Below are 26,205 nucleotides of genomic sequence, written 5' to 3'. Positions count from 1 at the left end.
CTTATATTTTCAGTTAAAACGAAAGTTACTTTTGATACGCTGGGTAATCGGTATAACCTTTGGCTGTACCTCCAAACAATGTTCTCCCATCGGTAATGGTGTTTAGTGGCAGTTGCTCTTGAATACGATACGGTAAGTCTGGGTTAGCAATAAAACGGCGACCAAATGCAATATAATCAGCAAGACCTTGTTCAATAAGCTGCGCACCTGAATGCTCGGTATAATTACCTGCAACAATAATTGCGCCACTAAAATACTGACGAAGTGCGACTCTAAACTCTGGTGTTACGGTAGGTGCATCGTCCCAGTCCGCTTCGGCAAGATGAATATACGCAATACCAATTTGCTCAAATTGCTTTGCTGCCAATAAAATAGTGCCAATTGCTTCACTATCACCCATACCACGCTGAGTGATAAAAGGCGCTAATCTAATACCCACTTTATGAGCGCCAATGGCATTACTAATTGCGCCAATAATTTCACAGGCAAAACGAATACGGTTTTCTTGGCTACCGCCATATTCATCTGTGCGTTTATTTGCTGAGCGTCTTAAAAACTGATCAATTAAATACCCGTTACCTCCATGTATTTCAACGCCATCGAAACCAGCCTCAATCGCGTTAATTGCCGCTTGCTTATAATCATTTACTATTTCTTTAATTTCTTTAACACTTAGGGCTCGTGGGGTTGGGCAGTCAAGCATCCGTCCTTCTCCATCATCGCCTACCACCCAAACTTGTGCATCTGGGGCAAGTGCAGATGGGGCAACTGGCGTTCCATCATGATGAAATGAAGAGTGCGACATTCTACCAACGTGCCAAAGTTGTAAAAATATTTTACCGCCTTCTTTATGCACAGCTTGTGTTACTTGCTTCCAACCTTCGATTTGTTCTTGCGTGTAAATACCTGGCGTAAATGAGTAACCTTTGCCCTGAGCAGAAATTTGTGTTGCTTCAGAAATAATCAGTCCTGCAGTAGCACGCTGCGCATAATAAGTGGCCATTAGTTCAGTAGGAATATCGCCCGGTTGCGCAGTTCGCGAACGGGTCATAGGTGCCATCACAATTCTATTTTGCGTAACCATGCCACCGAGGGTTTTAGCTTCAAATAAGGATTCTATAGACATAACTAACTCTCTTATAAATAATGTTTATCTGGATTTAAATTAAATTTCATCACTGCTAAATAGCATTTCGACTTTCATCTCTTCAGGCCCAGATATAAATACTTGATGCTCTAGGAGCTCTGGCACGGTTCGCTCGAAATAACTTATACCTGTTTGCGCTAAGCGACTTTTCAATCCTTGATAACCTATGCTACGAATGGCAATGTGATCTACCACTCTTCGGCCTTGGGTTTTGCTGTTTAATGCTGATAAGTAACCCTGTTGCGCTTTATTACCAGCGGCATTAACCAGATGAATCAAAGCAACGTTATCGCTGCCGTATAACCACGCTCCCTCGAAAGGAAAAGGCGGACGATACCCTTCACTTAGCCCAACTGAATTAATAAAGAACCGTCGCATCGCCTGGTAATCACAACTAGAAATTAATACATGATCTAAACGCATAAACTTTTTCTGTTGATAATGAGTACAACCAGTTTAACTATTTACTTAAATTTGATAATTGAGTTAATATCAAAAACACTATTCATTAATACTGAATTATAAAGAGTGAGGAACGATGGCTAAGATTGATGATATGCAGCTTTTTGTTCATGTAGTGCGCTCTGGCGGGCTTGCTGCAGCTGGGCGAAAAATTGGTTTATCGCCTGCGAGTATGACGGCACGTATCAACCAGCTTGAAAATCACTATCAAACCCGACTCTTAATACGTAATACTCGAAGTATTAAATTAACCGAGGCTGGAGAGCACTTTTTTCAAGGCTGTTTAAGAGTGATTGCTGAAATTGATGCCGCAGAGCAAAGTATTCAGCTTAGTAAAAATACTCTTTCGGGTAGTCTCAAAGTAACCGCACCCTCTGACTTTGGTAAACAGTTTGTTGCCCCTGCAATAGCTAAATTTGTAGCACTGAATCCACAAGTAAAACCACACCTGCATTTAACCGATGGCTTAGTTAATCTAGTTGAAGAAGGTATTGATATTGCTATTCGCTTTGGAAACTTACCCGATAGCAATTTGATTAGCCGAATGATCAAGGCCAATCAACGTGTGTTATGTGCTTCAGCTGAATATTTAAAAATACATGGCCAACCTTTGCAGCCAAGCGATTTATTAAATCATCGCTGCCTAGTAATGGAGCGATTTGGTCAATCGATGAATGATTGGCATTTTAAAGATCAAATAATTCGCGTCCCTGTGGCTATGAGTAGCAGTGATGGTGCGGTGATCAGACAATGGGCAATTGATGGTGCCGGGATTGCTCTAAAATCAATGGTAGATATTAGCGATGATCTGACAAAGGGTCATTTAGTGACACTACTTGATGACTATATTCTCGGTTTTAGTAATAAAGATAAACAACAGATTGGCTTACAGTTTCTTTACCCATCAAGGCAATTTCAGCCACGACAAGTTGTCGCATTTATGGATTTTTTTCAGCAGCAAATTTAACAATAAACAGCCAACAAAATAAAACCTTGAGAGTTTGCACTTCCAAGGTTTTATTTATAACGTTTGGCAGTTATAAAAATTAAGCCGTGCCACCTACTGTTAGGTTATCTATTTTCAGGCTTGGCTGGCCAACGCCTACTGGTACACTTTGACCGTCTTTACCACAAACACCTACGCCTTTATCAAGCGCTAAATCATTACCTACCATAGAGATTTGTTGCATAACCTCAGGGCCATTACCAATTAATGTTGCCCCTTTAATAGGCTGAGTAATTTTGCCATTTTCAATTAAGTAGGCCTCTGAGGCACTAAATACAAACTTACCTGAGGTGATATCCACTTGGCCACCACCAAAATTAGGGGCAAACACGCCTTTTTTAACCGTGCTGACAATATCAGCTTGGCTATGCTCGCCACCTAACATATAAGTGTTGGTCATACGTGGCATTGGTAAATGCGCGTATGACTCACGACGTGCGTTACCTGTTGGGTTTACCCCCATCAAACGCGCGTTCATTTTATCTTGCATATAGCCTTTTAAAATACCGTTTTCGATAAGTACGTTATAGGCTGCAGGCGTGCCTTCGTCATCCACATTAAGTGAACCACGACGATCAGCCATAGTACCATCATCAACCACAGTACATAGCTCTGAAGCAACTTTTTGACCTACTTTACCGCTAAATGCAGATGCGCCTTTACGGTTAAAGTCACCTTCTAGACCATGACCGACTGCTTCGTGTAACAACACGCCTGGCCAGCCATTACCTAATACTACTTCCATAGTACCGGCTGGGGCATCAATAGCTTCTAAGTTTACCTTAGCTTGACGAACGGCTTCTTCTGCAAAGCCCATCCAACGCGGCTTGCCATCAACAAGCTCTTTAAAGTAACCATAGTCTAGGCGTGCGCCGCCACCAGCACCGCCACGTTCACGGCGACCATTCTTCTCTAGCAATACAGAGCAGTTTAAACGGATCAGTGGGCGAATATCGGTAGCAAAAGTGCCATCGCTGGCTGCAATTAATACTTCTTCGTATACCGCAGACATTGAGCTAATAACTTGCTCAGCATCAGGGGCTAATTCGCGGATATAATTTTCAAGCTCACGTAACAAATTAACTTTATCGGTATCGCTCATGCTAGAAATTGGTTGATGCGGTGAAAACTGCTGTTTTGCAGCCACATCACTAAATACTTTAACCGCTTTATCTTCACCGGCATCGGCAATACTACGTGCAGCCGTGGCTGCTTTGTTTAACGCTTCAAGATTGATTGCATCTGAATACGAAAAACCGGTTTTTTCACCACTAACAGCCCGTACGCCAACACCACGTTCAACGTTATAAGAGCCTTCTTTAACAAGGCCGTCTTCTAATACCCAAGACTCATGATGACTCGATTGAAAATAAAGGTCGGCATAATCAACTTTGTGCTGGTGAATATAAGCTAATGTTTTTTCGAGTTCTTCTCGATTTAGCTGGCTGTCGTGTAATAAATGCTGTTCAACCGAATTCATAATAATGGCTCTCTAAATCGTTGGTGAGATTGCAGCGGCATATCTCGTCTAATTTTGTGTAACTGGTTTAAATCTAAGGTGCAACTAATAAAACCAAGCCCTGTTGGTTTTTCACTTAATGTTTCACCCCAAGGCGATAACATCAGGCTGTAGCCATAAGTTTGTCTACCGTTTTCATGTGTTCCATATTGCGCTGCAGCAATAACATAACACTGAGTTTCTATGGCACGTGCTGCAAGTAGCGGCTGCCAATGCGCTTTACCTGTTGGAACAGTAAACGCACTGGGTACTAATATAATTTCTGCGCCTTTACGAGCTAAGGCATTGAATAAAACAGCAAAGCGCAAATCATAACATACTGTTAAACCAATTTTACCAAAGGGAGAATCAACAACCACAATCTCATCGCCCGCTTGAGTAAAGTCAGACTCTCGGTAACTGCCGGTCTGGTCATCTACCTCAACATCAAATAAATGTATTTTGTTATAACTTGCAACAATATCGCCTTGGTTATTAAACAAGTGTGAGGCAGCGTAATATTTATGTTGGTTATAGGGCTCTGGCATGGTGCCAGCATTTAACCAAATATTGTGTTTACGGCACAATTCACTAAGTTGCTGTTTATATTGTTCAATACGCTGAGACACTAACAACGTATCACCAGCGTGTTTACTAAACACTAAAAACGCTTCTGGTAAACATACTAACAAAGGTCGCCGGCTTGGTAATTCAGCTAAGGCTTGCTTTAAGGTGGCAATGTTATCATCAGGATTTAAGCCTGAGCACATTTGTAATGCAATAATCGCAGGTGTTGTACTTATAAGTGATTTACTCATTGCGCTGCGCTCACCTCAGCATCTTTAAGCTTTAACTCTGAAGATGCTTGCGGCTGATTTTGTGCTGCTTGCGGTAAAGTCACCTCTCGGCTCTTACGATCTAACTCTTGTACCTGAGGATCGTTCATTTTGCCCGTCACTTTAAAGTTGATCTCTGAGATCACTCGCGCAGAGTGAATCACTTTATCAATTGCTAAGGCTGCAAGCCCCGTTACGGGATTCACCATCCAAGCTACAATCACCGGAATACTCGAGGTTACTTGCGGTGCTACTGCTAAGTCGTAGTCAATTTCGAGAGTATTTAAATTTGCATACCCTTTAATAGAGAGATCGGCAGGTACCCCATCCATTTTAGTATCTTGGGTATAGGCAATGCCTTTATCTATCTGCATCGTGCCTTTCATACTGTTATAGAAAAAACCTTTAGAAAATACATCTCTAAAATCAAGCTTTAACTTACGCACTAATGAATCAAGGCTTAGTAATGAAAATACCCGTGCGCCCCCATCACTCACCTCAGTTAAGTGGCCTTCGCCTAGATCCCAACTAATTTCACCGTCTAAACTAGCAATATCTAAGTTATAAGGTGCCGCTTGCCAATTTAATTGATAATTTAGATTGGCGTTTGAGTCTTTAATAGTGGTGGTAATATCAAATTCATTAAATAAGGCGCCAATATCATCACTTTTAAGTTCGCCGCTCATTGCCGTTAAACCATTTTGCCATTGCCCTTTAGTGCGCAATATATGATCGCCTTTATCCACCACTAGCTCAGAAATAAGCAGTTTTTTACCATCGCCTAACAATGAGGCGCTGACTTTATCTAGCTGATAATGGCTAATCTTACAGTCGGCACACTCAAACTCAATAGCAGGCAAATTTGTAAGCCATGCAAGTTGTTCAGGAGATGATTTTTCGCTCGGTTGCTCTGTTTCAGCCTCTAAAAAATTAAGCCTTAAATAGTCACTGTTTATTCGAATCGGCTGACTTGATTGCTCGCTGGGAATGAACACTTCTGCTCGTAATTCTTTAGCATTGAGCCTTAATTGCAAGTTATTATTTAAGGGCGATAAACGCATATCAAAATCATTAAACTGCATGCCACTCACATTAAAAGAGTTAATATTCGCAACAACCTCATACAAAGGCGGCATAATACCTGGCGATTCACTCTCTGGCTGCGCTTTAGCTGCATTAATAATTTGATCAATTAAATCAATCCAAGGTAATAACTCACTTTGCGCTAAGTTAATACTTACCGCTAAATCTTGCGCGTTAAGCCCTAAATCTTTGTTGCCAATTATAAAGTGGGCGTTATTAAACTGTGATTTAGTATTGTCTAGAATGGCATTAAAATACACTAGCTGATCAACGTTTGCGGTGATCAAATTAGATATATCATCACCTTGAATAACCGCACTCAGTGACCAAGCTTGCTCACTGTTTTTTGTATATGCTCCAGGTAAAGAACTACTTAAGCCAATAAGTGGCGATTCAACTTGGGCACGATAGTTAAACCCTTGCTCGGTAAAATTAAGCTCCAAAGCAATATCAACATCACTTTGCCCACTTAAGTAACCATCTAAAATGCCTTGACCATGGTTTATGAGTGTTTGTGCATCAAGCTGAGCATTTATATTTATATTAGCGCGATAATCCTCTTCGTTTGCGTCACTATTGTAGTTAATAGTTAGTGGCATACCAAGCCATGTAGCCGTTGCATTTGTAAGGTTTATTTGTTGATTATTAAAGCTAAGTTCACCCTTTAAATGCTCAAGAGAAATACCAGGCGCAGAAATGTAGAGAGGTGAGTCGAGTAAATTAACCTTACCACTGACACTGGCTCCCCCCTCAAATTGTGAACCTATTAGCAATTCAATATTTGCACTTGCAAGACCCTGTCCTTGCACAACATTAAAAATATCAGCTAATGGATTTGCTAAAGGCGTAGCGGCAAAAAAATCGTGCATTTTTTCAAGCTCTGCTTGCTTATCAATACTAACTACCAACGGCGCATCGCCCATTAAGTCATCAATACTTACATGGACACTACTGCCAACGTCAAGGTTTACCAGTTGGCCTTGCTGACTATATATGTCCATTCGCTCATTAGCAAAATGCAGCTTTACATTGGCATTAGTTACTGCTGGCCAATCGGGATCGAATTGATAGGTGGCATTGTCTATTTGTGCTATTACATCAAACTGCCCTGAACCATCGTCAAATGGAAAGCCTGATAGTGGACCAGAAAATAACACCTGAGTATTTGATACTTCGCCTGCTTTTATTGCACCATTTAAATAACTAACCAAGTCAGGGCTCATTAATGTTAAAGGAAAATAGTGACCAGCAATACTGGCATCTGGTGCAAACGCTTCAGCATATAAATCTAAGCGTGGCGTATCACCCAAACTCAGCTGCATTTGTGCGCTTAAAGTCACCTCATTGTTATCAAGCCAAAGGTTATCACTGCTGATGTACCAATCGCCTGAGCGCTTAGCTAAATCTAGCTCAATATTTAATTGGTTATAATCAATATTATTACTAAAGCTAGCGCCTGTAATTAAATGGCTGTTCTCACCAAAAATCGCAATGCGACCATACTGCTGATTAACCAGCCCATTAACTCTTAAAGATTGAGCGGCAGGTACAGCGTTTTTTTCTTGCCAGCTAATTTCATCAGCATCAAACCATAATTGCCATTGCTTTGCATCGGCAAACTCAAGGTACGCAGTCTTTATTTGTCCGCTAGGTTGGCGTGCTAAAAAGGGCGCTAAATCGGTAAAATTAGTCAACTCAGCTAAATCACTCAATAGCGCTAAATCAAGTTGCTGTAGCCATACTTTATTTTGCTTACCCAATAAGGCTTCAAATTCAAGGCTTGGCCAAGTGGTTTCACCGGTGCTAAATGCTAAGCCTGTGCTTTTTAATCGCCAGCTATTTTGCTCAGGGTATAAATGAAATCCCCCTTCACTTAGGCTTACATTTTGTGTTTGCTCATTGAGCTGCCAATTTACCGCGCTCGGTAACCACTGAACTTTTACGTCACTCACTAGGCCTTGCTCTAATCTAAGCCAAGCTTGTAAATTTAAATCGCTATGCAATTGCTGCTTTTGAGTATTAATATATTGCGCTAACCAATTTGACACATCAACCTGATTAGCCTGCACATACAAATCACCCACCATTTGCTCTAAGGTCTCACCCTTAAGGGCAATGCGTGCATCAAAATTCCCCACCGAAATACCCGGTAATGCTAGACTGCCACTACCAAGATGTTGTTTATCCTGGTTTTGCCATACAATGTTTTCTAATAACAGCTTGCGTTCTTTGTTATCTTCTAATACAAAGTTGATACTGGAGTTTTCTATTGCAAAATGACCGGTTTCACCTAAAAATAGCCCTTCTATTAATTCTTTTTGTTCAAATGACACATCATCTTGGTTGCCGACAAATAAATTCGCGACATTAACCTTGGTATGAAAACCATTAATGACAAAGTAATTCGACTTAAGTTGAAGAGACTTTAAGCTTTCCCAAAGATTTAGCTCTAAACTGGTTTTCGCAATAGTTAAAGAAATAGGGGCGGTTTGGTTGTCTTTAAATGATAATTCTTCGAGCACTAGGGCTGGGCCATTACCTTGCCAACTTGCCGATATAGCGCCTATCGATAAGCTGATATCAAACTTGCTATCAAGGTAATTTTCTATGTCGCCTTTATAATCATTTGCGTAAGGTAAGGTGTATTTTAAAATAGAAACAATAACGGCCAGTAGCACCAAAATTACAGCACTTATTTGCCATAATTTGCGTACACAAAAGAAACAGGCCGCTTTAAACTTCATTACATCATTACCACATCAAACTGCTCTTGGCTGTATAAGCTCTCTGTTTGAATATTAACTTGCTTACCAATAAATAACTCTAACTCTGCAAGGTTATGATACTCGTCATTTAATAGCGCTTCACATACTGCTGGGGATGCATAAACTACAAACTTATCAGCAGCATAAGCGCGATTAACACGCACTATTTCACGAAGGATTTCATAGCACACAGTTTCTACCGTTTTTTGTGAACCACGTCCTGAACATGCAGGACATACATCACACAGTATATGCTCTAAACTTTCGCGAGTTCGCTTGCGGGTCATTTCAACTAGTCCCAATGCCGACAAACCATTAATATTAGCTTTGGCACGATCTTTAGAAAGCGCAGATTCTAATGAATGCATTACTCGGCGTTTGTGCTCATCGCTGACCATATCAATAAAGTCGATAATAATAATACCGCCTAAATTACGCAGCCTTAGTTGACGGGCAATAGCTGAGGTTGCTTCAACATTAGTATTAAAAATAGTTTCTTCAAGGTTACGGTGACCAACAAATGCACCGGTATTAACATCAACCGTGGTCATTGCTTCGGTTTGATCTATGATCAGGTACCCACCAGACTTTAAAGTCACCTTACGATGCAATGCCTTTTGAATTTCACTTTCTACATCAAATAAGTCGAAAATGGGGCGCTCACCCGGATAATACTCAAGCACTTGCGATAATAACGGCACAAACTCTTCAGTAAACAGCTTAAGCTCTTGATAGGTCAGCTTAGAGTCAACACGAATGCGCTCCATATCTTCGCCCACGTAATCACGTAACGTTCTAAAAGCTAGCGTAAGATCTTCATGCAAAATACTCGCTTTGCTGGTTTTACGGCGTTTAGAAACTATTTTATCCCACAGTTTTTTTAAAAACGCAGCATCGTGACGAAGCTCAGCTTCACTTGCACCTTCAGCGGCAGTTCTAACAATAAAGCTGCCGTTTTCGTCGCCATATTCAGCAACAATTTTTTTAAGTCTAGCGCGTTCCTCTTCCGTTTCTATACGCTGACTCACACCAACATGCGTCGCATCTGGCATAAATACTAAATAGCGTGACGGTATAGTAATATCAGTGGTTAAGCGAGCACCTTTACTGCCCAGTGGATCTTTAACCACTTGCACCATAATGTACTGCCCTTGACGAACAAGCTCACGAATATCTTGGACTTTTTTAATTGGCTCGTCGTCAACACCTTCAACAATAGAGGCGCTATTGACGATATCTGAGGCGTGTAAAAAGGCGGCTTTCTCTAAGCCTATATCAACAAAAGCAGCTTGCATTCCCGGTAGCACGCGACTTATTTTACCTAAGTAAATATTGCCTACTATGCCTAAATTACCAATACGCTCTAGCTGAATTTCTTGTAATACACCGTTTTCTATTAGGGCAACGCGACTTTCACTTGGCGTGACATTGATCAGTAGTTCTGTACTCATGCTACCCTCTTAAGAATGTATTTAATAATTGTTCTGTCTCATATAAAGGTAAGCCTACAACGGCAAAATAGCTACCCGAAATATGCGTTACAAAGCGTCCACCTAACCCTTGGATACCGTAACCACCGGCTTTATCTTGAGGCTCGCCCGTTTGCCAATAAGCGTCGATTTCTGCATCATTGAGTATTTTAAAAGTAACATCAGTACTGACAACACAGCTAAGTACTTTTTCTGGTGTGGCAAAAGCGATAGCAGTTAACACTTGATGAGTATTTCCTGATAAACGCTTTAAGGTGTGAGTAAAGTCTTGTTTATCTCGTGGCTTGCATAATGATTGATTGTCAATCACGACTACAGTATCGCTGCCTAAAACGGGGCGGTCGGTATACCCTTGCTCGACCCCCATTTGCGCCTTTAAACGCGCTAAGCGTTCGACATAATCATTTGGGAGTTCGTTAACAAGCTGACTTTCATCAGCATCAACACTAAATTGTGAAAATTCGACACCCAATTGGGTTAAAAGCTCTTTACGACGGGGAGACGCGGAAGCTAAATATACTGCGCAAGTCATTATCTGATCCTAAAGTGTCTACGGTATTTTCTAAGTAATAAAAATACCCATATCCAACTCAACATGCCTGTTAATACAGGCCATAAGTAATGTGGGCTAAAATAAACGCCAAGTAAAAAGTGATTTAACCAAAACTGCATTAAATGATAAAGCGTTAAAAATAAGCCAATTAAAAGGCTTTGTTGCCACAATGAAAAATTGCGAATTTTTTGAAAGTTACTTGCCGTAACAAAAATACATACCGAGTAGGTTAATGAGTTTACACCTAAAGAAGAACCAGTCGCTAAATCAATCAATAACCCAACAACCCAAGCTGTGCCTATATTTAAGCGGTGAGGTAAAGCCAAAGACCAATACATAAGCACCAACAACACCCAGTCAGGACGGAATGGTTCAAGTGAAAAAGGTAATGGCATCAATGCCACTACCAATGCAAAGAAAATACTTAACGCAATTAATAACGTTTGGCGGTTAATCATCTCCCATCAACTCCTGCTGATTTAGCCATAACACGACTAATAGTCGAATTCTGTCTAATTGAGCTATCGGCTCAGCAAATACTTGCGCAAAAGGTTGACCTTCATCACGGGTTATTTCTGTGATCACCGCAACCGGGTAGCCTTCAGGAAATGTGCCACCAAGGCCAGATGTAACCAGTACATCGCCTATACGTACATCTAAACTATGCGGCACATGCGACAGCTTCAGTACGTTAATTTTACCAATACCTTCAACCACTGTTCGCACATCATTACGCAAAATACGCACAGGAGTGGCGTGGGTGGTATCGGTAATTAATAACACTCGTGACGTGGTTGAGCCCACTTTAGTCAACTGCCCCACTAGTCCCATATCATCAATTACTGCTTGGCTTTCACTTAAACCATCGGTAGTTCCTCGATTTATCACCACTTGATGACTATAAGGATTTGAGTGAACAGAAAGTACTTGAGCAATAATTTTACGATTGGTATGTTTTGAAGACGAGCCCATTAATGCTCTTAGTTTTTGATTTTCTTTTGCTAAGAATTCATATTGCTGGATTTGTTCGCTCTGCAATACTTGCTTTTTTTTCAGGGCTTCATTCTCAGTAAGCAACTGCTCGCGGGTATGCAAACTCTTGGCGCTAAAGCTAAATACTTCGTAAGGCAGGTTGGCAACATAAATGAGAGGGGTGACTAAGGTATTCAAACTGGTGCGAATATTTTCACCACCCTTTGTGTATTTATCTCCAAGGATCAATACGATACTCAAAAGCACTGCGACAAAAAGTCGCAGTTGCAAAGAGATTGTTTTTTCAAACATTGATTTCATTAGTCGTAACTAAAAACGTCACCACCGTGCACATCAATCATCTCAAGCGCTTTACCGCCGCCACGAGCAACACAGGTAAGTGGATCATCAGCAACAACCACTGGAATACCAGTTTCTTCCATGAGTAGGCGATCTAAATCTTTTAGTAACGCGCCGCCGCCAGTTAATACCATACCGTGCGCTGAAATATCAGATGCCAGCTCCGGTGGTGACTGTTCAAGTGCAACCATTACTGCACTTACAATCCCCATTAGCGGCTCTTGTAATGCTTCTAAAATTTCATGCGAATTAAGTGTAAACGAACGAGGAACACCTTCTGCAAGGTTACGACCACGCACTTCGATTTCTACTGGTTCGTCTGTTTTAAATGCAGAGCCAATTTGATGTTTAATATTCTCAGCCGTGGCTTCACCAATTAAGCTACCAAAGTTACGACGAACATAATTAATAATGGCTTCATCAAACTTGTCGCCACCAATACGTACAGATGACGAGTAGACAACACCATTGAGTGAGATAATAGCCACTTCGGTTGTACCGCCACCAATATCAACAACCATAGAACCCGTTGCTTCTGATACCGGTAAGCCAGCACCAATTGCAGCAGCCATAGGCTCTTCAATTAAGTAAACTTCACGAGCGCCTGCACCCATCGCTGATTCGCGAATTGCACGCTTTTCAACCTGTGTAGCGCCACAAGGTACACAAATAAGTACACGTGGGCTTGGTCGCATAAAGTTATTGTTGTGCACTTGCTTAATAAAATGCTGGAGCATTTTTTCGGTCACATAAAAATCAGCAATCACACCATCTTTCATCGGACGAATAGCTTTAATATTACCAGGCGTACGTCCTAACATTTGCTTAGCTTCTGTACCTACAGATGCAACACTTTTAGGTCCACCAGCACGTTCTTGACGAATAGCAACTACTGAAGGTTCGTTTAATACGATCCCTTCTTCTTTTACATAAATTAGTGTGTTGGCTGTACCTAGATCGATCGATAGATCGTTTGAAAAAATACCACGGAGTTTTTTAAACATGAGGCTGGATGACCTTTGAAATTCGTTCTTATTTTAGTTGCGCTTACTTTAACATTCTCAATGTAATGAGCAATATAAAGCGCAGCCGTCTTTGTAATCATTAAAAAGAGGAAGCGTTTGCTTCCTCATTAAATATTATTGTTCGCTCATTAAGCGAAAGCCAATGTAATTAGCTCTAAAGTCTGGCGCTAGGATTAAACGCGTTGAGGCACGAGCAAGGCTAGGTGCAAAATTCCATGCACCGCCACGAACCACTGCATTTTTTTTATTCTCTGTGCTACCCGTCCACTCCCATACATTGCCCACGGTGTCGTATAAACCAAATGCATTTGCAGAAAAAGACCCTACCGGTGCAGTGCGTTTATTCGACCACTCACTACCACACCAGCCACAGTTTGCTAAGTTTTTACCAATTTCGTTACCCCAAGGGTATTCAGTATCTGTACCTGCTCGCGCTGCATATTCCCACTCAACCTCTGTAGGTAGGCGATACGTTTGCGCTGTTTTATCAGAAAACCATTCTGCATAAGCTACAGCATCATTTTTTGTCAAACACACAGCTGGAAAATCACTAGTTTGCTCAAACCCAGGAGCTCGCCAGTTTAAGCTTGCTTCCCAAACGGGTTCGCCATTTAGATAATAAGCACACCCTTTGCCTTTTTCAGCTTCAGTCTTATATTGCGTTTCGTTTACAAACTTCTCAAATGCGCCGACAGTGACTTCTTTACTTTGCATAACAAACGCTTCACTAATCGTTTTTTCAACAACGGGACGCTCGTTTTCCAGTCCATTGCCGTTAATATCGCCCATTTTAAATGTGCCAGCAGGGATTACTACCGCTGACGAATCGACCATAGGTGGTCGTGTGTCTACTTCCATTCCTTTAGGGCAATCTGCTTGTATTATTTGCTCTCGCTTTTTAGTCGGTGCAGCAATCGACTCTGACTTTTTTTTCAACTTAGCGAAAAGTGTACGTGTCTTCTTTAAATCAATACGTGCTTTGTAAGGAACATAACCGTCTTTGCGTATTTCTAATTTGTGTAAACCACGCGGTAACCTTGTTACTAAGCGAGTTGAGCCAACACGAATGTCGTTAATAAAAACTTCATCGCCATGCACGTTTGAGCGCAAAGTTAACTGGATTAACTGATCTTTCTTTTGCTCAGCGACCACTTTTGGCTTTTTGTTAGCTGTTTTTGCAACAACAGCGACCGCTTTATTATCCGCATTATCGCTGAATGTTAACTGACTATCTGAAAAAGTAGTGCTATAAGCAGGCTGATAAGTATTTGTCAGCGGGGTACCATACTCTGAACAAAAACTGTTATTTACACTTAATAAGTGACACAAACGGCTACTGTTTACATCTCCACGCATAGTAACGCTTAAATTGACGTTGTAATCACCTTGCCCGCTAAATGCGCTCTTAATCACATGGCTACTTAAAATCTGTACTTGCGCTCCTGCCATATCTCGCTTGGGTTCGACAAGACGTTTTTCGGTAAGGTTTTCAAATATTTGATCTAAAAAGCGCTTAGTCGCCTTTTTCAGCCCCATCTGCTGTCCGCGTTGCTCACATGCCGCTAGTGTTTCAGTACGCTTACAATTAAGGGTGTGGTCGACTTCAAGTGTCCCTTCACGGGTAAATTCGTTGCGCAATCGCTCTACACGCGCAGTGGTGTATTGCACTTTTAAACTTTCAATAGTGTTCTGAAGAGCATGTTTATCAGCGCGAATTTGCTCAATATCTTTTAGATGGGATGCAATTGCCGCCAATTGCATAGAGATATCATTTTTGTTTTGTTCTTGGTCAACAACGGCTTTTTGATAACGAGATTGCGCCTGCGTAATATCAAGCGATGGATTATTAATTAAGCGTCGATACATGTCATTCATCGCATCCAATGCTTGATTTTTTTCTTTATCAAGTTGTGTTGAACGCGCTCTAAGCAGTTCAAGCTGGGTTTGAAGCTGATTCTCTTCTTGTAAATATTTATCGAGCATCGTTGTTGAACGAGTGTATTCTGTTTGTTTCGTATTAATCTCTGATTCAATTCTATTTACAGTAGTTGTATCTTGTGCAAATACTGTGCTGGCAAAAAAGCTAGCAGAAATTAATAGAGATAAAGGAGCAATTCGCATATATTCCAGTCCCAAAAAAGCGGCAATTATTTGGTTATTATTATTTTTTATAATAAAACCTTATGCTATGTACTTGAAGCACAAAACACAAGCTTTGTTCATTTATTATCTCAGTTTACAACTATTATCCCGTTTCATGCCAGTAAATAACCGTTTCATTTGTACTAAATAGCTAATTTATTTAACAACACCGAGATTTATCTGCCTTTTACGCCCAAAAGATACCAATTTAGCGACGCATACATATTTTTTAATTTGCTTAAGTAATAAAATTTGAGTCAAAATAACGCTATTAAACAGCACATTCACCATGTAACTAGTAAAAAAGAGTGATAATGCCAATACCATTCAGTATTAATGAACATAGTTATTTACAACCAATTAATAACAAATTGCTAGCAGAAAAAAACATTACGTTAAACATCAAGCGTGATGATTTATTACACCCTGTTATTAGTGGTAATAAATGGCGTAAGCTCAAATACAATTTAGCTCGCATGCAACAACAAGGTAAAACAGAATTACTGACCTTTGGTGGGGCTTTTTCAAATCATATTCATGCGTGTGCAGCTGCGGGGAAAGAATTTAACCTAGTAACCCACGCAATTGTTCGAGGCCCTGAACTTGATCTCAATAACCCAACGTTAAAATTTGCAAAGCAATGTGGCATGCGATTAAATGTAGTGAATCGATTAGAGTACCGACAACGAAATGAGAAAGCATATTTAACAGCATTACAGGCACGATTCCCCAATGCATATATCCTACCTGAAGGAGGCACAAACGAGTTTGCTATAGAAGGATGTAAAGAACTTGCCCAAAGTTTACCTGAGCACGACTACTTAATCTGTCCTACTGGCAGTGGTGGAACCTTGGCAGGCTTAATAGAGGGCAGCTCAAGTAAAAGCACTGTATTAGGTGTTGCAGTTTTAAAGCAAGCCGACTACCTGCGAGATGAAATACGGGCTCTTAGTCCTAAAGCAAAATCACAAAGTAATTGGCAGTTACTTACACAGTTCCATGATGGCGGATATGGTCGCTTTACTACTGAGCTATGGCAGTTTTGCCAGTACATGCGGCAGCAATATCAGTTACCACTGGAACCTATTTACAGCGGAAAAATGATGTATGCACTTTGGCAGCTCATTAACAACGACTACTTTCCCCCTGGCAGCAAAATTATTGCTGTTCATACAGGAGGGCTGCAAGGTTTGGACGGGCTAAAATATCGTGGACTTGTTTAACTAGCTAATGAAATGCAACTTGAGTGAAGTCGGGTAGTAATCCAGAGAAATACCCTCCTTGTGCAGTACTAACACCTATCACTTTTAAAAATTGCAATTCTTGATACGTTTCTACACTCGAGGCCACCACTGGCAAACTTAATAATTTACCAATATGCACAATTCCCCTGACAGATTTCTGCTGTAAATAATTATGATCTATGCCATGAACAAGTTCATGGGCCAAATTAAGCCCCGCTATTTGCTTGTTATGGGTGAAGTTAAATATGCTCTTACTACTTCTAACCTCATCAATAACGATATTAAAGTTGAGCGCTGTTATGGTCGAAAAAGCAGCCTGCAATCGATCTTGGCTATTTAAGAAATCAGCCTCATTTATCAAAAACTGTAACGTATGAAGGCTTTTCAACTCACTCATATGTTTACTTAGCCAACACCAAAACTCACTATTAAACCAGTTTTTAGGATGCAATTTAATACTAATAACAGACGATGACTTTTCTACTAGCAGCAACTTTTTAACTTGTATAACAACCGCTTGGTCAAGTAGTAACGCCTCATCCTCATTGTAAAACTGGCTTATATAATCTTGATTAAATAATTGTTTATTTGCCTTATCGCTACTTTTAATTAAAACATGATGTTTGATAATAGCGCCGCTATCCAACTCGTATACAGGTTGAAATAAAATCGCTAATTTTTGTTTTTCAACTCGCTGCATAACAGGGTTTTTATTAAGCATTTGAAGATGGCTGCAATTGATTGCCAATTGATGATAATGCTGCACTCTACTTTGCATTGATAGTGTGAGTGACGATCTGGCAAGCTGATACACCATCACCTGATCAGCATTCGAGTAGTAAGTACACAAACCTAACTTTATACTCTCGTCAGCCACTCTAGGGGCTAAAATATGGGCTGCATTAAGCATGTATTGATGTAAGTATTTAGCGCAACTTTTTTTATCAATTGCACTAACCCCTGTGAAAGTAAAAGCAAACTTACCCGCTGTTAATTGCTTAACGGATATTACAGCAGTATTGGTAAAGTCTTTTGCTAGCAATACTTTAAGAGTCGCTGGTAAGTCCGTGTTTGTATCAAAATGGCATTCGCATTGAATGAGCGCAAATATATTATAGCCAATTATTTTCTGCTCCTTGACTACGTTTTCTAATACCGGTTGTGTAGGCTTTATTCTAGGCGTATGGCATACCTTTTTATAACCATCGTTTTGCTTGCGCTTCAACGTCACTGAACTATTTTTGGTCGCTTTAAACAATATAAAGCGCCTAGCAGCAAAAATAATGGCCAAAATAAACATATTCATTATTATAAATAGGTAGTTATAGGCATACCAAGTAGGCCATGAATATAACAGAATCCCTTTTGAATTAGCGCTGAAGTAGTGCTTTTTCTGCTTTATATAAACAGAAACTTTATCTGGAGCCAGGGTAAAAGGTGTATTAGCTAAAAGTTGCTGCTCATTGGCTAACGGCTGCTGCAGTTGCTTAGCGAGCTCTATACCTGTTTGCTTATTTTGATGTTGTAAAACTAAATTTAAACCACTATTAAAAATAATAAATAGCATAAAACACAGAGCGTAAAATAAGGCACTAACGTAATTGGAAAACTGAAACTGACTGGCTTTCATAACTTACCCGCTCATTAAATAAGTTATTAAAGTGTTGTCTACTATTTGCAATTGCACAAGCCAATAATAAAAGTTTAGTAGCTGTTTTATTGTTAATACTTAATGTTTATAAACATTATATTTAGTGGTCAACAAAATTAGTAATGGCTTCATCTTTGTGCGCATAAATGGGAGTGCCGCCCTGCTTTGAAAACCTTAAAGCTATTTACAGCTTTTTAATGAGGAGTATTTACTCACTCAGCTGAGGATAAACGAGAGGGATAGTAATTATTATCAATAAAAAAAGCCCTGATTACTCAGGGCTCTTTTTTAATACTTTTTAAACTAAAAAGTTGGAAATTTAGAACGGAATATCGTCATCAAAGTCGATTGTTGGTTCCATTGGATTTGATGCGCCACCTTGCGGTGCATTTTGCGGCTTAGGAGCAAACCCGCCTTGCTGTTGTGGTGCATTATTTTGCTGAGGTGCAAAACCACCTTGCTGCTGTGGTTGATACTGGTTGTTTTGTTGCGGCGCTGGCTGCTGGGCAGGTGCAGATTGTTGCTGTGGAGCATAACTGCCTTGCTGACTATTTTGGCCTTGGTTATTTTGACCATAGCTACCGCTTTGCTGTCCGCCTTGGTTACCTTGATAACCGCCACTTTGTTGACCACCTTGGCTACCTTGATAGCCACCACTTTGTTGGTCGCCACCACGTGCACCTAACATTTGCATTTGACCAGTAAAGCCATCAACAACAATTTCTGTAGTGTACTTTTCTTGGCCTTGTTGGTCAGTCCATTTACGAGTTTGAAGTTTACCTTCTACGTAAATTTGTGAACCCTTGCGGCAGTATTCGCCTACAATTTCAGCTAATTTGCCAAAAAATACCACACGGTGCCACTCAGTTTTATCAACCATTTGGCCAGTGTTTTTATCTTTATAGCTGTCTGAAGTTGCTAAGGTAATATTTGCTACGCCATTACCATTAGGCATGTAACGAACTTCAGGATCTTGCCCTAAATTACCAACCAAAATTACTTTGTTCACACCGCGTGCCATGGAACCATCTCCTATAAACGTTAGATTAAACCAGCCACTCTTCGGGCTTGGTCTAGGTCAAATTCTTTATCATTAATCTTTAAGTAGCTTCGACTTTCATCGCGAACTACGGTTGCTTCTATTACGCCGGGTAAAGCAACTAACTGAGAAGCTAATGTTTGTGCCTGCTCTTCAGAATCTAATTGGGTCATTAAACTAATAACTTTGCTTTTCGGTGGGACTTGCATTTTCCACGCAATAATAAGCCATATTACCCCAACAAGTGCCGCCGCCGCAAACACAGCTTGCGTACTGGTGGTTTGTGCTACATACCCGCCTAACATACCGCCTAAAAAAGCCCCTAAGAACTGGCTAGATGAATACCCACCCATAGCGGAGCCCTTTTGGCTTGCAGGCGCAATGCGAGATACAAGAGCCGGCATAGTGGCTTCTAAAAAGTTAAAAGCAACAAAATATAACAGCATACAAACCGCAATGCCAACAACGCTATTGGCCCATATCGACATACTTAACATACTTATTATTAAGACCATCACTGAACCAATAAACGCCTGTTTTTCTTTCTCTTTTTTAATTGCCACTATCATTACTGGCACCATCAAGAAAAACGCTAAAAATAAAACAGGAATATAAAGCTGCCAATGGTTTTCAGCCACAAGTCCATCTTTAATTAGTTGACTTGGCAATACTACAAAAATAGTCGTCAATGTTAAATGCAGCAATAATACACCTGCATTTAGACGCGCAAGCTGCGGGTGTTTAATTAGCTTTTTAATGTCACTAAAGCTGGCAAGTGTATCGCCTTTAGGGGCTTTATTTATTGCACTGGGTACCAGCATAGTGACAATAAAAATACCTAATAAAGCCAGTATAGCAGTTAACCAAAACACTCCGGCTATACCCCATGAAGCTGCCACTATAGGTCCAAGTAGCATAGCGAAGGCAAAGCTCATACCTATGCTCATGCCAATCACTGCCATTACTTTTGGTCGCTGTTCGTCACGACTTAAATCTGATGCAAACGCTAACAATGCGCTGGCGATAGCGCCCATACCTTGCAAGGCACGCCCTACCGTTACCATTTGTATGGACTCAGCTAAAGCCGCAACTACTGAACCCAAGGCAAATACAAGCAAACCACCTACAATCACTTTTTTACGGCCAATTTTATCAGACAGTCGCCCCATAGGTATTTGTAATACGGCCTGCGTTAAACCATACGCACCAATTGCAAAACCTATCCATAAAGGTGAAAAGCCTTCAAGCGATTGACCATAAATAGCTAAAACAGGCATCAGCATAAACAAGCCGAGCATTCTAAATGCAAACACACTCGCTAACGATACGGCGGCGCGTTTCTCTCGTGAATTAAGTGAAGATGCGGTCATTATTTGCGTGATCTTACTGTGTGAAAAAATTAGGCAAGGATTCTATCACAAGCTTGGCAATAATTAATCGTCTATAACTAAGGATTTTTTCAATGATCAAGGATTAATATTGCAGCGTATTATGCGATACTGAACAAATAATTTTGGCAATAAACGAGATAGCATGGAAAACATTGAAGTCCGAGGCGCCCGCACGCACAATTTAAAAGACATCAGCCTAACCATCCCACGTGATAAACTAATTGTTATCACTGGCTTATCTGGTTCAGGAAAGTCATCACTTGCATTTGATACGCTTTATGCAGAAGGGCAACGCCGGTATGTTGAATCACTCTCTGCTTATGCAAGGCAGTTTTTGTCATTAATGGAAAAACCTGACGTCGATCATATTGAAGGCCTTTCCCCTGCTATTTCCATTGAACAAAAATCAACCTCGCATAATCCCCGCTCAACCGTGGGAACCATTACTGAAATCTACGATTACCTGCGTTTAATGTTTGCACGCGTTGGCGAACCTCGCTGTCCAACTCATGATTTACCACTCGCAGCGCAAACAATTAGCCAAATGGTCGATACCGCATTAGCGCTGCCTGAAGGCACTAAGTTAATGCTACTTGCCCCTGTTGTTAAAGATCGTAAAGGTGAGCATGTAAAACTATTAGAGCAACTTGCCAGTCAAGGCTACATTCGTGCTCGTATAGATGGTGAAGTATGCGACTTATCCGATCCACCACCGCTAGATTTACATAAAAAGCATACTATTGAAGTCGTTGTGGATCGCTTTAAAGTAAAAGAGGGTCAACAGCAACGTCTTGCAGAGTCTTTTGAAACGGCACTTGAAATGTCAGGCGGCGTTGCTAACATTGCTTTTATGGATGATAGCAGTGCTGAAGAAATGCTGTTTTCAGCAAATTTTGCCTGCCCAACCTGTGGCTATGCGATGACCGAACTTGAACCGCGTTTATTTTCGTTCAATAACCCTGCAGGAGCTTGTCAAAGCTGTGACGGTTTAGGCGTAAGACAATACTTTGACCCGAATCGCGTGGTTCACAACCCTGAAATAAGCTTAGCCGGCGGGGCAATTAAAGGCTGGGATAAACGCAGTTTTTACTATTATCAAATGTTGCAAGCGGTTGCGCAGCATTACGAGTTTGATTTAGATGTACCTTATCAAGAGCTTGCAAAAGAACATAAAAAAATTATTTTAGATGGCTCTGGTGATACTAAAATTGCATTTAATTATCGTAATGACCGCGGTGATTTAATTACACGTAATCATGTATTTGAGGGCGTGTTAAACAATATGAACCGCCGCTACCGCGAAACTGAATCAAACTCAGTACGCGAAGAGCTAGCCAAGTATCAAACCAGCCAAGCCTGCCCTAGTTGTAAAGGCTCACGTTTGCGCCAAGAAGCACGCAATGTATTTATTGGTCAAACTAACTTGCCAACCATTACGCATATGAGTATTGGTGAGGCGATGGGCTTTTTTGAAGGCTTACACCTAACTGGGCAAAAAGGCCAAATTGCCGAGAAAATTTTAAAAGAAATTCGCGATCGTCTATCGTTCTTAATTAATGTAGGCCTAAATTACTTATCACTTGAGCGTAGCGCCGACACACTTTCAGGCGGTGAGGCACAGCGTATTCGCTTAGCGAGTCAAATTGGTGCTGGGTTAGTGGGTGTTATGTATGTACTGGATGAACCTTCAATTGGTTTGCACCAACGTGATAACGACCGTTTATTGAAAACCTTGGTTCATTTACGCGATTTGGGTAATACCGTTATTGTTGTAGAACACGATGAAGACGCCATTCGTGCCGCTGATCATATTATTGATATTGGCCCAGGTGCTGGCGTACATGGCGGCCATGTTATTGCTCAAGGTACACGCGATGATATTTTAGCAAGCAAAGACTCGGTTACCGGCCAGTTTTTATCGGGCGTGCGTAAAATAGAAGTGCCTAAAGAGCGCCATGCTACTAACGATAAATGGCTAGAGCTGTTTGGTGCTACTGGTAATAACTTAAAAAATGTTGATTTAAAAATACCTTTTGGCTTAATGACCTGTATTACCGGCGTATCTGGCTCGGGTAAATCTACACTCATTAACGACACCTTATTTAAACTTGCCCACACAGAACTCAACGGCGCAACTACTGCTGAAGCAGCTCCTTATGGGTCAATTGCAGGACTTGAGCACTTTGATAAAGTAATTGATATTGACCAAAGTCCTATTGGCCGCACACCGCGTTCAAACCCTGCCACTTATACTGGTATTTTCACCGGTATTCGTGAGCTGTTTGCGGGTACTCAAGAAGCCCGTTCACGTGGTTACAAAGTGGGTCGCTTTAGCTTTAATGTTAAAGGTGGCCGTTGTGAAGCGTGCCAAGGTGATGGTGTTATTAAAGTAGAAATGCACTTCTTACCAGACGTATATGTACCGTGTGATGTATGTAAGGGTAAACGTTATAATCGCGAAACCTTAGAAGTACAATATAAAGGCAAAAACATCAACCAAGTGCTCGACATGACCGTTGAAGATGCCCATGACTACTTTGATAAAATACCGGCTATAGCACGTAAACTTAAAACCCTAATGGATGTTGGACTTTCTTATATTCGTTTAGGCCAAGCCGCTACAACACTTTCTGGTGGTGAAGCACAGCGAATTAAGTTAGCACGTGAGCTCTCTAAGCGTGATACTGGAAAAACATTGTACATTCTTGATGAGCCAACAACGGGACTTCATTTTGCTGATATTGAACAGTTATTAGTGGTGCTTCATCGTCTACGCGATCATGGCAATACCATTGTAGTAATTGAGCATAATTTAGATGTAATAAAAACTGCCGATTGGATCGTTGATTTAGGCCCTGAAGGTGGTGCTGGCGGCGGTGAAATACTGATTGCAGGTACACCAGAAGAAGTGGCGGAATGTCAGCGCTCACATACTGGGCACTACTTAAAACCATTACTTTAATATAAATTATAAAAAAGTACTTATTAAAAGTTACACAAAAATGCCGCTAAATTAGCGGCATTTTTTTACACTTATTCTAATAAATCAAATTATGTACGAGGAATAAATCCTAGTGCATCGTATACCGATTTAAGTGTTTTTTCTGCACGTACACTGGCCTTTTCTGCACCTGATTTCATGATGCTATCAAGTAGGTTTTGATCTTCTCTGATCTCTTTAAAACGTGCTTGGATTGGCTCAATCATATTCACTACCGCATCTGCAGTGTCTTTTTTCAGGTGGCCGTACATTTTATCTTCGTACTCTGGCACTAAATCTTCAATTGAGCGCTTAGTCGCTACGCTTAATAAAGTAAGTAAGTTAGAAACACCAGGCTTTTCTGTACGATCAAAGTAAATACGTGCTTGCTCGTCTGAATCGGTTACTGCTTTTTTAAGCTTTTTCTCAATCTTTTTAGGCTCATCTAATAGCATGATGTAACCATTTGGGTTTTCATCAGACTTAGACATCTTTTTAAGCGGATCTTGAAGGCTCATTACGCGTGCGCCAAATTCTGGAATATATGGCTCAGGTAATTTAAATACGTCGCCGTACAAGTTATTAAAGCGAGTAGCTATATCACGCGTTAGCTCTAGATGCTGCTTTTGATCGTCCCCTACTGGCACTTGGTCAGCTTGATACAATAAAATATCTGCTGCTTGTAATACTGGATACGAAAATAAACCTACGTTTACATTGTTAGCATGCTTAGATGACTTATCTTTAAACTGAGTCATGCGGTTAAGCTCACCCATTTGTGCGTAACAATTTAATACCCACGCTAACTGTGCGTGTTCAGGCACTTGTGATTGCACAAAAAGCGCAGACTTTTCAGGGTCAATACCGCACGCTGCATATAAGGCTATACCGTCTAACACACGAGATCGAAGAAGCTCAGGCTCTTGGCGAACAGTAATTGCGTGCAAATCAACAAGCATAAAGAAACTTTCGTGGTCTTCCTGTAGCTTTAGCCACTGGTTAATAGCGCCAACATAGTTGCCTATTGTCATACCACCGGTTGGCTGAATGCCACTTAAAACTACTGGTTTACTCATGATTTTCCTTTAGTGTTTAATTGATTAAAAATTTTAACGCTGTGTAAGTGTGGGTATTATAGCTAAGAAGTTATCGCATAGGTACTGTGGATTATAATCCCCGAGCTGCTCTCCTTGATGATACCCATAAGTAAGAGCTATCACATCAATATTGGCGGCTTGTGCTGCCAGTATGTCACTCTTTGAATCACCAATCATAATGGCTTTATCTGGCGAAATATTCAATGCATTACAAGCAAATAAGAGTGGCTCAGGTGACGGTTTTTTTGCCATGTCGTCACCGCAAACAATCACCTCAAAATGACTGCGAATAGCCAGTTTATCTAAAAGTAGTTCAGTAAAACAGCGTGCTTTATTGGTAATAAGTGCTTTGGGCATACCACTGAGAGCAGCAAGGCCCGTTTCAACATGCTGATATAATACGCTGTATTCACCAACCAGCTCACTGTAATGTTGATAAAAAAGCTTAATGGCTCGCTCGCTCAGAGTCTCATCAAGGTGTTCACTAATTTGTATATCACCGCAAAGAGCTCGCTTTACTAACACCTCAATGCCATTACCTACCCAGCTTTCAACTAATCGCTGACTGACAATGGGAAACGCTAAATCACTTAGCGTAAGATTTAAGGCCATATATAAGTCATACACGCTGTCAACTAGCGTGCCGTCTAAGTCAAATAGTGCCGCATCATATTTCATTACTTAATACTTTCTAATTGTTGGCGCATTTCATCAATTACGTTTTTATAGTCAGGCTGATTAAAAATAGCAGAGCCTGCAACAAACATGTCAGCACCCGCTTCAGCTGCCGCTGCAATATTATCTACTTTAATACCGCCATCAACTTCTAGGCGAATATCACGCCCAGAATCAATAATGCGTTGCTTTGCCTCTCGCAGTTTCTCAAGTGTTTGTGGAATAAAACTTTGCCCACCAAATCCGGGGTTCACCGACATTAATAAAATAACATCTATTTTATCCATTACATGATCAAGGTAGCTTAAACTCGTTGCAGGATTAAAAACTAGACCTGCTTGGCAACCTTGATCTTTTATCAATTGTAAAGTGCGGTCAATATGCTCACTGGCTTCTGGATGAAAGGTAATAATTGACGCCCCCGCCTCGGCAAATTGTGGAATTAAACTATCTACCGGTTTCACCATTAAATGAACATCAATAGGAGCTTTAATACCGTAATCGCGAAGTGCTTTACACACCATTGGGCCTATTGTTAAGTTAGGTACGTAATGGTTATCCATTACATCAAAATGGACAACATCAGCCCCTGCAGCTAAGACTCTGTCAACATCTTCGCCAAGGCGTGCAAAGTCTGCGGATAAAATTGAGGGCGCTATTAAGTATTTTTGTTCACAATTGAGCATTGCTAATCCATTAATGAATAATTTATGGCGTTAATGTAACTTAATTAACGATGTTACCCAAGTAACACCTTTAAAAATAACGCTAAATTAGCAACGCTAGCGA

General features: G+C 40.7%; 20 protein-coding genes. 3 read left to right on the top strand and 17 right to left on the bottom strand.

Annotated features, from left to right (window positions below; all coding sequences use genetic code 11):
- Nucleotides 1-25: 25 nt before the first annotated feature.
- Both AC0VZ5_RS01775 and AC0VZ5_RS01770 read right to left on the bottom strand, forming a co-directional pair.
- On the bottom strand, nucleotides 26-1,126 hold the full coding sequence (locus tag AC0VZ5_RS01775) for an alkene reductase (RefSeq protein ID WP_475473966.1): 1,101 nt from the start codon (nucleotides 1,124-1,126) through the stop codon (nucleotides 26-28).
- A gap of 39 nt (nucleotides 1,127-1,165) precedes the next feature.
- A complete protein-coding gene (locus AC0VZ5_RS01770) occupies nucleotides 1,166-1,570 on the bottom strand; it encodes a VOC family protein (RefSeq protein WP_475473964.1) in 405 nt (134 codons plus the stop codon).
- A gap of 115 nt (nucleotides 1,571-1,685) precedes the next feature.
- Between AC0VZ5_RS01770 and AC0VZ5_RS01765 the strand changes: the two genes are divergently transcribed.
- A complete protein-coding gene (locus AC0VZ5_RS01765; protein WP_475473962.1) occupies nucleotides 1,686-2,576 on the top strand; it encodes a LysR family transcriptional regulator in 891 nt (296 codons plus the stop codon).
- A gap of 79 nt (nucleotides 2,577-2,655) precedes the next feature.
- Here the strand turns inward: AC0VZ5_RS01765 and tldD are convergent, their stop codons facing one another.
- The 9 genes from tldD to AC0VZ5_RS01720 all read right to left on the bottom strand — a co-directional run bounded on the left by tldD (nucleotide 2,656) and on the right by AC0VZ5_RS01720 (nucleotide 15,318).
- On the bottom strand, nucleotides 2,656-4,095 hold the full coding sequence (tldD, locus tag AC0VZ5_RS01760; protein ID WP_475473960.1) for a metalloprotease TldD: 1,440 nt from the start codon (nucleotides 4,093-4,095) through the stop codon (nucleotides 2,656-2,658).
- Nucleotides 4,092-4,931 carry a carbon-nitrogen hydrolase family protein gene (locus AC0VZ5_RS01755; protein WP_475473958.1) on the bottom strand — a complete coding sequence of 280 codons (840 nt, stop codon included), beginning with the start codon at nucleotides 4,929-4,931 and terminating at the stop codon, nucleotides 4,092-4,094. Before AC0VZ5_RS01755 ends, tldD begins: the two co-directional genes overlap by 4 nt.
- Nucleotides 4,928-8,776, bottom strand: a complete 3,849-nt coding sequence (locus tag AC0VZ5_RS01750) for a YhdP family protein (protein WP_475473956.1) — start codon at nucleotides 8,774-8,776, stop codon at nucleotides 4,928-4,930. The genes AC0VZ5_RS01755 and AC0VZ5_RS01750 overlap by 4 nt, the downstream gene beginning before the upstream one ends.
- Nucleotides 8,776-10,248 (bottom strand): ribonuclease G, encoded by a 1,473-nt coding sequence (gene rng, locus AC0VZ5_RS01745; protein ID WP_138607161.1) that lies wholly within the window; start codon nucleotides 10,246-10,248, stop codon nucleotides 8,776-8,778. Before rng ends, AC0VZ5_RS01750 begins: the two co-directional genes overlap by 1 nt.
- Nucleotide 10,249: 1 nt before the next feature.
- Nucleotides 10,250-10,819: a Maf family protein gene (locus tag AC0VZ5_RS01740; protein WP_475473954.1), complete on the bottom strand. Its 570-nt coding sequence runs from the start codon at nucleotides 10,817-10,819 to the stop codon at nucleotides 10,250-10,252.
- On the bottom strand, nucleotides 10,819-11,298 hold the full coding sequence (gene mreD, locus AC0VZ5_RS01735; RefSeq protein ID WP_138607165.1) for a rod shape-determining protein MreD: 480 nt from the start codon (nucleotides 11,296-11,298) through the stop codon (nucleotides 10,819-10,821). Before mreD ends, AC0VZ5_RS01740 begins: the two co-directional genes overlap by 1 nt.
- Nucleotides 11,291-12,133, bottom strand: a complete 843-nt coding sequence (mreC, locus tag AC0VZ5_RS01730; protein WP_171039612.1) for a rod shape-determining protein MreC — start codon at nucleotides 12,131-12,133, stop codon at nucleotides 11,291-11,293. The genes mreD and mreC overlap by 8 nt, the downstream gene beginning before the upstream one ends.
- Nucleotides 12,133-13,176, bottom strand: coding sequence for a rod shape-determining protein (locus tag AC0VZ5_RS01725; protein WP_013463921.1), 1,044 nt, complete (start codon nucleotides 13,174-13,176; stop codon nucleotides 12,133-12,135). The genes mreC and AC0VZ5_RS01725 overlap by 1 nt, the downstream gene beginning before the upstream one ends.
- Before the next feature lie 135 nt (nucleotides 13,177-13,311).
- Nucleotides 13,312-15,318, bottom strand: coding sequence for an SUMF1/EgtB/PvdO family nonheme iron enzyme (locus AC0VZ5_RS01720; protein ID WP_475473951.1), 2,007 nt, complete (start codon nucleotides 15,316-15,318; stop codon nucleotides 13,312-13,314).
- A gap of 335 nt (nucleotides 15,319-15,653) precedes the next feature.
- On the opposite strand from AC0VZ5_RS01720, the gene AC0VZ5_RS01715 reads away from it, so the two are divergent.
- Nucleotides 15,654-16,562 carry a 1-aminocyclopropane-1-carboxylate deaminase/D-cysteine desulfhydrase gene (locus AC0VZ5_RS01715; protein ID WP_475473949.1) on the top strand — a complete coding sequence of 303 codons (909 nt, stop codon included), beginning with the start codon at nucleotides 15,654-15,656 and terminating at the stop codon, nucleotides 16,560-16,562.
- A 4-nt stretch (nucleotides 16,563-16,566) separates the two neighbouring features.
- Here AC0VZ5_RS01715 and AC0VZ5_RS01710 read toward each other — a convergent pair whose 3' ends face one another.
- The 3 genes from AC0VZ5_RS01710 to AC0VZ5_RS01700 form a co-directional block, all read right to left on the bottom strand.
- Entirely contained in the window at nucleotides 16,567-18,213 is a 1,647-nt protein-coding gene (locus AC0VZ5_RS01710; RefSeq protein WP_475473947.1) for an EAL domain-containing protein, read from the bottom strand.
- A gap of 340 nt (nucleotides 18,214-18,553) precedes the next feature.
- Nucleotides 18,554-19,255 carry a single-stranded DNA-binding protein gene (gene ssb, locus AC0VZ5_RS01705; protein ID WP_475473945.1) on the bottom strand — a complete coding sequence of 234 codons (702 nt, stop codon included), beginning with the start codon at nucleotides 19,253-19,255 and terminating at the stop codon, nucleotides 18,554-18,556.
- Between the two features lie 20 nt (nucleotides 19,256-19,275).
- A complete protein-coding gene (locus tag AC0VZ5_RS01700; protein WP_475473943.1) occupies nucleotides 19,276-20,643 on the bottom strand; it encodes an MFS transporter in 1,368 nt (455 codons plus the stop codon).
- A 163-nt stretch (nucleotides 20,644-20,806) separates the two neighbouring features.
- On the opposite strand from AC0VZ5_RS01700, the gene uvrA reads away from it, so the two are divergent.
- Nucleotides 20,807-23,626 carry an excinuclease ABC subunit UvrA gene (uvrA, locus tag AC0VZ5_RS01695; RefSeq protein WP_138607177.1) on the top strand — a complete coding sequence of 940 codons (2,820 nt, stop codon included), beginning with the start codon at nucleotides 20,807-20,809 and terminating at the stop codon, nucleotides 23,624-23,626.
- An 89-nt stretch (nucleotides 23,627-23,715) separates the two neighbouring features.
- Here the strand turns inward: uvrA and trpS are convergent, their stop codons facing one another.
- Genes trpS through rpe form a run of 3 tightly spaced genes read right to left on the bottom strand, consistent with a single transcriptional unit; the run spans nucleotide 23,716 to nucleotide 26,102 of the window.
- Nucleotides 23,716-24,720, bottom strand: a complete 1,005-nt coding sequence (gene trpS, locus AC0VZ5_RS01690; RefSeq protein ID WP_138607179.1) for a tryptophan--tRNA ligase — start codon at nucleotides 24,718-24,720, stop codon at nucleotides 23,716-23,718.
- A gap of 33 nt (nucleotides 24,721-24,753) precedes the next feature.
- On the bottom strand, nucleotides 24,754-25,419 hold the full coding sequence (locus AC0VZ5_RS01685) for an HAD-IA family hydrolase (RefSeq protein ID WP_372859424.1): 666 nt from the start codon (nucleotides 25,417-25,419) through the stop codon (nucleotides 24,754-24,756).
- The gene (gene rpe / locus AC0VZ5_RS01680; RefSeq protein ID WP_464710309.1) at nucleotides 25,419-26,102 is read right to left on the bottom strand and encodes a ribulose-phosphate 3-epimerase; all 684 of its coding nucleotides are present in this window, start codon (nucleotides 26,100-26,102) and stop codon (nucleotides 25,419-25,421) included. Before rpe ends, AC0VZ5_RS01685 begins: the two co-directional genes overlap by 1 nt.
- Nucleotides 26,103-26,205 lie beyond the last annotated feature (103 nt).

Source organism: Pseudoalteromonas sp. QJM3NY_12 (genome assembly GCF_056173165.1).
Note: the sequence above shows the minus strand (reverse complement) of the source record. Positions and strands in the feature narration are given on the sequence as shown.

What these genes read in the sequence shown, in the direction of transcription:
- AC0VZ5_RS01750 (WP_475473956.1), bottom strand. Translation starts at nt 8,776, where the DNA reads ATGAAGTTTAAAGCGGCCTGTTTCTTTTGTGTACGCAAATTATGGCAA.
- AC0VZ5_RS01770 (WP_475473964.1), bottom strand. Translation starts at nt 1,570, where the DNA reads ATGCGTTTAGATCATGTATTAATTTCTAGTTGTGATTACCAGGCGATG.
- AC0VZ5_RS01710 (WP_475473947.1), bottom strand. Translation starts at nt 18,213, where the DNA reads ATGAAAGCCAGTCAGTTTCAGTTTTCCAATTACGTTAGTGCCTTATTT.
- uvrA (WP_138607177.1), top strand. Translation starts at nt 20,807, where the DNA reads ATGGAAAACATTGAAGTCCGAGGCGCCCGCACGCACAATTTAAAAGAC.
- AC0VZ5_RS01720 (WP_475473951.1), bottom strand. Translation starts at nt 15,318, where the DNA reads ATGCGAATTGCTCCTTTATCTCTATTAATTTCTGCTAGCTTTTTTGCC.
- rpe (WP_464710309.1), bottom strand. Translation starts at nt 26,102, where the DNA reads ATGCTCAATTGTGAACAAAAATACTTAATAGCGCCCTCAATTTTATCC.
- rng (WP_138607161.1), bottom strand. Translation starts at nt 10,248, where the DNA reads ATGAGTACAGAACTACTGATCAATGTCACGCCAAGTGAAAGTCGCGTT.
- AC0VZ5_RS01755 (WP_475473958.1), bottom strand. Translation starts at nt 4,931, where the DNA reads ATGAGTAAATCACTTATAAGTACAACACCTGCGATTATTGCATTACAA.
- mreC (WP_171039612.1), bottom strand. Translation starts at nt 12,133, where the DNA reads ATGAAATCAATGTTTGAAAAAACAATCTCTTTGCAACTGCGACTTTTT.
- ssb (WP_475473945.1), bottom strand. Translation starts at nt 19,255, where the DNA reads ATGGCACGCGGTGTGAACAAAGTAATTTTGGTTGGTAATTTAGGGCAA.
- tldD (WP_475473960.1), bottom strand. Translation starts at nt 4,095, where the DNA reads ATGAATTCGGTTGAACAGCATTTATTACACGACAGCCAGCTAAATCGA.
- AC0VZ5_RS01685 (WP_372859424.1), bottom strand. Translation starts at nt 25,419, where the DNA reads ATGAAATATGATGCGGCACTATTTGACTTAGACGGCACGCTAGTTGAC.
- AC0VZ5_RS01700 (WP_475473943.1), bottom strand. Translation starts at nt 20,643, where the DNA reads ATGACCGCATCTTCACTTAATTCACGAGAGAAACGCGCCGCCGTATCG.
- trpS (WP_138607179.1), bottom strand. Translation starts at nt 24,720, where the DNA reads ATGAGTAAACCAGTAGTTTTAAGTGGCATTCAGCCAACCGGTGGTATG.
- AC0VZ5_RS01725 (WP_013463921.1), bottom strand. Translation starts at nt 13,176, where the DNA reads ATGTTTAAAAAACTCCGTGGTATTTTTTCAAACGATCTATCGATCGAT.
- AC0VZ5_RS01765 (WP_475473962.1), top strand. Translation starts at nt 1,686, where the DNA reads ATGGCTAAGATTGATGATATGCAGCTTTTTGTTCATGTAGTGCGCTCT.
- AC0VZ5_RS01715 (WP_475473949.1), top strand. Translation starts at nt 15,654, where the DNA reads ATGCCAATACCATTCAGTATTAATGAACATAGTTATTTACAACCAATT.
- AC0VZ5_RS01775 (WP_475473966.1), bottom strand. Translation starts at nt 1,126, where the DNA reads ATGTCTATAGAATCCTTATTTGAAGCTAAAACCCTCGGTGGCATGGTT.
- mreD (WP_138607165.1), bottom strand. Translation starts at nt 11,298, where the DNA reads ATGATTAACCGCCAAACGTTATTAATTGCGTTAAGTATTTTCTTTGCA.
- AC0VZ5_RS01740 (WP_475473954.1), bottom strand. Translation starts at nt 10,819, where the DNA reads ATGACTTGCGCAGTATATTTAGCTTCCGCGTCTCCCCGTCGTAAAGAG.